The sequence below is a fragment of the Singulisphaera rosea genome (assembly GCF_054877945.1).
Window position 1 is genome coordinate 1 of sequence record NZ_JBTYIP020000189.1, and the last position, 248, is coordinate 248.

The following is a 248-nucleotide window of genomic DNA, read 5'->3' on the forward strand; positions in this document are numbered from 1 at the left end:
CCGAAATGGTCCTCGGGCACATCATGCGCACGCCCCGCGGCCAGGACGAAGATCACGACGTCCGAGGAGTGGAAGACCCAGAGATACCACCGGTAGCCGACCTTCCCCTCGATGCTGGCGAAGACCAGCCATCGCGTCTCGTCGGCGTGCCAGAGCGCCTGACCTTGGCTGCGCTTCACCAGCGCCTCATAGACCGGCTCGAAGAGCGGCGTCAGGCGCTTCAGGCCATCGGTCAGAGTCCCCAGCGA

At 65.7% G+C, this 248-nt stretch carries 1 protein-coding gene; it reads right to left on the bottom strand.

What is annotated here, in order from left to right; genetic code table 11:
• Positions 1–248, bottom strand: a 248-nt coding sequence (locus ACYOEI_RS41440) for an IS66 family transposase (protein ID WP_462856517.1), incomplete at both ends; no start/stop codon positions are given.